Origin of the sequence: Nocardiopsis sp. NPDC006198 (genome assembly GCF_040613895.1) — a bacterium.
Classification (GTDB): domain Bacteria; phylum Actinomycetota; class Actinomycetes; order Streptosporangiales; family Streptosporangiaceae; genus Nocardiopsis; species Nocardiopsis tropica.
The window spans coordinates 66,799-73,683 of the sequence record NZ_JBEXSY010000031.1; the positions used below are offsets into that span (position 1 = coordinate 66,799).

Genomic DNA, 6,885 nt, shown 5'->3' on the forward strand with positions numbered 1-6,885 from the left:
GCATGAGCGCACACGGAACCGGACGCGTCGAGGACCCCCTGGTGATCGCCGGGACCTCCTTCGGCTCGCGGCTGATCACCGGCACCGGCGGGGCGCCCTCCCTGGAGGTGCTGGAGGAGGCCCTGGTGACCTCCGGGACCGAGCTGACCACCGTGGCCATGCGCAGGGTCTCCCCCGGCGCCCAGGGGTCGGTGTGGGACGTGCTGTCCCGCAACAGGATCCGCGCGCTGCCCAACACCGCCGGGTGCTTCACCGCGGCGGACGCGGTGCGCACCGCCCGGCTGGGACGCGAGGCCCTGGGCACGGACTGGGTGAAACTGGAGGTCGTGGCGGACGAGCACACCCTGCTGCCCGACCCGGTGGAGCTCCTGGACGCCGCCGAGCAGCTGGTGGACGAGGGGTTCACCGTCCTGCCCTACACCAACGACGACCCGGTGCTGGCCCGGCGCCTGGAGCAGCTGGGGTGCGCGGCGGTGATGCCGCTTGCCGCGCCGATCGGCTCCGGGCTGGGGATCCGCAACCCGCACAACCTCGAACTGATCGTGGAGGGCGCGGGGGTCCCCGTGATCGTGGACGCCGGGATCGGCACCGCCAGCGACGCCGCCCTCGCGATGGAGCTGGGCTGCGACGCGGTCCTGCTGGCCACGGCCGTGACCCGGGCACAGGACCCGGTGCGCATGGCCGCCGCGATGCGCGACGCCGTCCGGGCCGGCCGGGGCGCCCGCCTGGCCGGTCGCATCCCGGTGCGCCGGCACGCCCTCGCGTCGTCCCCCGCGGTGGAGTAGCGCCCCGGCGCGGCCTGCCGCCGCGCACGCCCGGGGGGCCGCCGACCGCGTGTCCCGTCCCTCCGGGGCGTGACGCGCCCGGGGCCGGGGCGCACGGGGCGCGTGTTCCGTCCGGGCGTGACCGGTCCCACCCTGGCCGGCCCGCCGGGACGGCCCCGGGGCCGCGACGCCGCGGGGGCCGGGCCTCCCGGTCCCCGGACCGGGGGCCCGGCGCGCACCGGTCCCGCGAGGTCCGGAGCGCCGTTCCCGGAACGTTTGGAACCGTCCCCTAACGTGGGATGGGTGTGCGGCCCGACGGAGGGCACCGCACGCTCGCCGATGAACCAGGCGCGAACGCCCGCCACCGAGGGTGGAGAGGCGCGACGCGACCGCGAACCGCGGGGCAGACCTGGCGTGGGCTTCCGCTATCGTGTCGGTTCGACACCCGGTGTCGGGTACGCGCCACCAACCGCGACAGCCCGCGCTCCCCGCAGCAAGGACACTACTCCGCCGTGGACATGACGACTTCCGACCCGCTCGTAGGCGCGACCCTCGACCGACGCTACTTCGTCGAGTCCAGGATCGCCGGAGGCGGGATGGCGACCGTCTACGTCGCCCACGACCTGAGGCTGGACCGCCGCCTGGCGTTGAAGGTGATGCACCCGTCGCTGGCACAGGACCCCACCTTCGTCCAGCGCTTCATCAACGAGGCGCACTCCGTCGCCAAGCTCTCCCACCCCAACGTCGTCCAGGTCTTCGACCAGGGTGAGGACCAGGGACACGTGTTCCTGGCGATGGAGTACGTGCCCGGCCGCACCCTGCGCGACCTGCTCAAGGCCCGCGGACGCCTGTCCCCGCACGAGGCCCTGAACGTCATGGCGTCGGTCCTGGCCGCCCTCGGCGCCGCCCACCAGGCGGGCATGGTCCACCGCGACGTCAAGCCCGAGAACGTCCTCCTCACCGAGGACGGCCGGGTCAAGGTGGCCGACTTCGGCCTGGCGCGCGCCGTGGAGCAGTCCAACCAGGGCCTCACCCGGACCGGCACCCTCATGGGCACCGCCGCCTACCTGGCGCCGGAGCAGATCGAGAAGGGCGTCGCCGACGCCCGCAGCGACGTGTACGCCGCGGGCATCATGTTCTACGAGCTGCTGACCGGCGGCCAGCCGCACACCGGCGAGACGCCCATCGCGATCGCCTACCAGCACGTCAACGAGGACGTGCCCCGCCCCTCGCACTTCCTGCCGGGCCTCCCGCCCGAGGTGGACGCGCTGGTCACCAAGGCCACCGAGCGCGACCCCCGCTACCGTCCGAGCAACGCGGGCCAGTACCTGGCCAAGGTGCTGGAGGTCCTGCACCGCCTGCCGGCCCGGGCCCCCGGCGGCGAGGCGCCGCTCGCACCCGTCGCCCCGACCGCCGCGACGGCGTCCGTCACCGCCCCCCAGCTCATCGCGGGCGGGGCGGGGCCGGGCACCGAGAACGCCACCATGGTCGTGGACATGAACAGCGCGGGACTGCGCGACGACGGCTACGACGGGGACGACTACGACGACTACCCGGACGACCGCGACGCCCCGAGGCGCCGCGGTCTGCTGATCGGGATCGGCGCCGCCGCCCTGGCACTGGTGCTGCTCCTCACCGGCTGGTGGTTCCTCGTCGGGCGGTTCGAGTCCGTGCCGGACGTGGTGGGGCAGAGCCCCGAGGCCGCGCGCGAGGCCATCCTCGACGAGGGGCTGGTCTACACGCTCGCGGAGGAGCCCGTCTACAGCGACGCCGAGCCGGGCAGCGTCGGTCGGACCGACCCCGGACAGGGCGAGCGCCTGTCGCCCGGGGACGAGGTGACCGTGTACGTCTCCCAGGGCCCGCAGAACGTGACCATGCCCGACCTGGAGGGCGAGGACGCCGCGAACGCCCTCGCGGCGCTGGAGGACCTCGGGTTCTCCCCGGACAACCTCGAACAGGTGGACGTGGACGACGAGAACGTCCCGCCCGGCGAGGTGATCTCCACCGACCCGGAGGCGGGCGCCGAGGCCGACCGGGAGGGCACGGTCACGGTCACCGTCAGCCGCAGCATCTCCGTTCCGGCCGTGGTCGGCCAGGAGCAGGGCGCCGCCCGGACGGCCCTGGAGGAACTCGGCCTGACCGTCAGGGTGGTCGAGGAGGAGAGCGAGGACGTCGACGAGGGCCTCGTGATCCGCCAGAGCCCGGACAACGGCGCCAGCGTGGGGGCCAACGGCGAGGTCACCCTGACCGTCTCCACCGGCCCCCCGGGCGTCACGATCCCCGACGTGGTCGGCATGCCGGTGCGGGACGCCGAGGAGGAGCTGGAGGACGCTGGCTTCGACGTGAACGTCGAGCGCGTCCTCGGCGGCAGGGTGGTCTCCCACCAGTCGCACACGGGCGAGGCGCCGGAGGGCACGGAGATCACGATCACCGCGACCCCGGGCGGCATCGACTTCGGGGACTTCGAAGAGGACGACTGACGCGCATGCCCGGGACCGGGCGTGCGGGCAGGGGCGTGCGGGCCGGACCGGCCCGCGCGCCCCTGCGCCGTTGCGCACCCCGGACGGCGAACCCGTGCGGCCCCCGCGCCGACACGTCCCGCACGGGTTCGCGAACCGCCGGCACGGGGCCGCCCCGGTCGGGATAGGGTCCCTGCATGGCGACCGAGGAGATCCGGGTACTGGTGGTGGACGACCACCCGATGTGGCGCGAGGCGGTCGCGCGCGACCTGGGCGAGGCCGGGATCGAGGTGGTGGGGACGGCGGGCGACGGCGCCAAGGCGCTGCGCATCGCCCCGGCCGCGCGTCCCACCCTGGCGGTGGTGGACCTGCACCTTCCGGACATGACCGGGGTCGAGCTGACGGCGGGCCTCGTCGCGATGCCCGAGCCCCCGCAGGTACTGGTCCTGTCCGCGAGCGGGGCCGGCGACGACGTGCTGGCGGCCGTGAAGGCCGGGGCCACCGGCTACCTGGTCAAGTCGGCGGGGCGGGACGAGCTGCTCGACGCGGTGCGCCGTGTGAACACCGGCGAGGCCGTGTACACCCCGGGACTGGCCGGGCTCGTGCTGGGCGAGTACCGCAGGCTGTCGTCGTCCGACCGCGTCCGGGAGCCCCGGGCGCCCGCGCTGACCCCGCGTGAGACCGAGGTGCTGCGCCTGGTGGCCAAGGGGCTGGCGTACAAGCAGATCGCCCAGCGCCTGACCATCTCCCACCGCACCGTGCAGAACCACGTGCAGAACACCCTCACCAAGCTGCACCTGCACAACCGGGTCGAGCTCGTGAGGTACGCGATCGACCAGGGCCTGGACGAGTAGCGGACAGTGCCCCCGCCCGGTTCCGGTCGCGCTCCCACGCGTACGGCGACGGCGTTCCGGGGCTGTTCACCTCCCCGGGTTGGCCACGGGGAGCCGGGCCCACTATGGTCTAGACCATATGGCGTCTCGCGCCGTGGGAACACACAACGTCGAGGAGAATTCGTATGCGAGTCGGGGTGCTGACCGGTGGCGGAGACTGCCCTGGTCTGAACGCGGTCATCCGCGCCGTGGTCCGCAAGGGCATCAAGGACTACGGGTACGAGTTCATCGGCTTCCGGGACGGCTGGCGCGGACCGCTGGAGGGCGACACCGTTCCGCTGAACGTCGAGTCCGTGCGCGGCATCCTCCCCCGGGGCGGCACCATCCTGGGCTCGTCCCGCACCAACCTCATGAAGATCGAGGGCGGTGTGGAGCGCGTCAAGGACAACATGGCCGCGCTCGGCGTCGACGCGCTGGTCGCCATCGGCGGCGAGGACACCCTGGGCGTGGCCCGCCAGCTGCACGACCGCGGCGTCAACGTCGTGGGCGTGCCCAAGACCATCGACAACGACCTCAACGCGACCGACTACACCTTCGGTTTCGACACGGCCGTGAACATCGCCATGGAGGCGATCGACCGCCTGCACACCACGGCCGAGTCGCACCACCGCGCCCTCGTCGTGGAGGTCATGGGACGCCACGCCGGATGGATCGCCCTGCACTCGGGCATGGCCGCCGGCGCCAACGTCATCCTCATCCCGGAGCGCCCCTTCGACATCGACGACGTCGTCAAGCACGTCGAGAGCCGCTTCCAGACCCAGTACGCGCCGATCATCGTCGTCGCCGAGGGCGCGCACCCCAAGGAGGGCCAGATGGAGCTGGCCACCGGCGAGACCGACTCCTTCGGGCACGTGCGCCTGGGCGGCATCGGCCAGCGCCTCGCCGAGGAGATCGAGAAGCGCACCGGCAAGGAGGCGCGCTCGGTGGTCCTGGGGCACGTGCAGCGCGGCGGCACCCCCACCGCGTTCGACCGCGTGCTGGCGACCCGCCTGGGCGTGAACGCCATCGAGGCCGTGCACGACAAGTCGTTCGGCAAGATGGTCGGCCTCCAGGGCACCGCCATCGTCCGCGTCGACCTGGCCGAGGCCACCGACACCCTCAAGACGGTCCCGGCCGAGCGCTACGAGGAGGCCGAGGTCTTCTTCGGCTAGGCCCGCCGCGAGCTCCGGGAGCGCCCACGACACGGGCCGGAACCGTCGGAACACGGACCTCCGGTGCCTCCCGGACACCACCGGCCCCGTCGGCCGCCGGCCACGTGCGCCGGCCCCGGGCCGGTGAGCGCCCTCTTCCCAGCTCCCAGGGGAGGGGGCGCGTCCGCGTCCGGGACCGCCGCAACACTGTGTTTACCGCCGCATGCCCTCCCACCCCGTCGGAAAACGGTTCGAGCGGTCGGGGGGATGTTCGATACTGGAGGGCGGCGCTGGACACCCGGTTCCACCGCCGACGCTCCCACCTCGTACCGGGCCGTAGGCATTCACCGGAGGTAGCACCATGTCCGCGTCGCTCGAGTCCGCGCCGCTCCCCGTCACCGAGGTAGGAGCCGAGGCCGGGCTGGGCGAGCTCTGCGTGCTCATGAAGCTCGGCGAGATCGTCCTCAAGGGCTCCAACCGCAAGCTGTTCGAACGGCGGCTCCACAACAACATCCGCGCGTCCGTGCGCGACCTGGGCGAGGTCCGCCTCTCGCAGCGCGGCGCGGGCGTCATCATCGTCCGCAAGCCCGGCGCCTCCGACCTGGAGGTCGCGGAGATCGCCGACCGCATGGCCAACGTCATGGGCGTGGTGTGGGTGCACCTGGTCCGCCGGGTGGCCAAGGACCTGGACGCCATCACCGACATCGGCGTGCGCTCCCTGGCCGGCCGCCAGGGCTCCTTCGCGGTGCGCGCGCGCCGCCGCGACAAGCGCTTCGGGATGACCTCCTCCGAACTGGCCGGATACCTGGGCTCCAAGGTCATCGAGGCGCACGGCTACCCCGTGAACCTGAAGCGGCCCGACAACACCCTGTACGTCGAGGTGGACAAGGACGAGGCGTTCGTGTTCACCGACGGCATCCCGGGCCAGGGCGGCCTGCCCGCGGGGATGAGCGGTCGCGGACTGGTGCTGATGTCCGGCGGGATCGACTCCCCCGTGGCCGCGCACCGGATGATCCGGCGCGGGCTGAAGGTCGACTTCCTGCACTTCTCCGGGATGCCGTTCACCGGCCCGGAGTCCATCTACAAGGCCTACAGCCTGGTCCGCCAGCTGGACCGCTACCAGGTGGGCTCGCGCCTGTTCGTGATCCCCTTCGGCAAGGCCCAGCAGCAGCTGAAGAGCTCCGGCATCGAACGGCTCCAGATCGTCGCCCAGCGGCGCCTGATGCTCAAGACCGCGGAGGCCCTCGCCGACGACCTCGGCGCCGAGTGCCTGGTCACCGGGGACGCCCTCGGCCAGGTCTCCAGCCAGACCATGACCAACCTCACCGCGCTGGACGACGCCGTCGACCTGCCGATCCTGCGCCCCCTCGTCGGGATGGACAAGACCGAGATCATGGACCAGGCCCGCAGGATCGGCACCCTGGCCATCTCGGAGCTGCCCGACGAGGACTGCTGCACCATGCTGACCCCGCGCCAGGTCGAGACCGCCGCCAAGATCCCCGACCTGCGCCAGATCGAGAAGCGCCTGGACGCCGAGGAGCTCGTCGAGCACCTGGTCACCACGGCCCAGGTGCACAAGCCGAGCTTCCTCGGCGACGCCGCGCCCAAGCGCCTCGACGGCGCGAGCAAGCCCGCCAGA

The 6,885-nt window shown here is 72.9% G+C and carries 5 protein-coding genes; all 5 read left to right on the top strand.

Translation table 11 applies throughout. The features are described 5' to 3' along the window. Positions 1 to 2: 2 nt before the first annotated feature. A complete protein-coding gene (locus ABZ234_RS20865) occupies positions 3 to 785 on the top strand; it encodes a thiazole synthase (RefSeq protein ID WP_344185187.1) in 783 nt (260 codons plus the stop codon). Positions 786 to 1,276: 491 nt separating this feature from the next. Then, complete coding sequence (gene pknB / locus ABZ234_RS20870; RefSeq protein ID WP_355013156.1) at positions 1,277 to 3,244, top strand: Stk1 family PASTA domain-containing Ser/Thr kinase; 1,968 nt, start codon at positions 1,277 to 1,279, stop codon at positions 3,242 to 3,244. A gap of 176 nt (positions 3,245 to 3,420) precedes the next feature. Next, positions 3,421 to 4,077: a response regulator transcription factor gene (locus ABZ234_RS20875; protein ID WP_267948898.1), complete on the top strand. Its 657-nt coding sequence runs from the start codon at positions 3,421 to 3,423 to the stop codon at positions 4,075 to 4,077. 164 nt (positions 4,078 to 4,241) lie between these two features. Then, positions 4,242 to 5,267, top strand: a complete 1,026-nt coding sequence (locus ABZ234_RS20880) for a 6-phosphofructokinase (protein WP_267948897.1) — start codon at positions 4,242 to 4,244, stop codon at positions 5,265 to 5,267. A gap of 340 nt (positions 5,268 to 5,607) precedes the next feature. Then, a partial coding sequence (thiI, locus tag ABZ234_RS20885; protein WP_355013157.1) for a tRNA uracil 4-sulfurtransferase ThiI occupies positions 5,608 to 6,885 on the top strand: 1,278 nt, incomplete at its 3' end.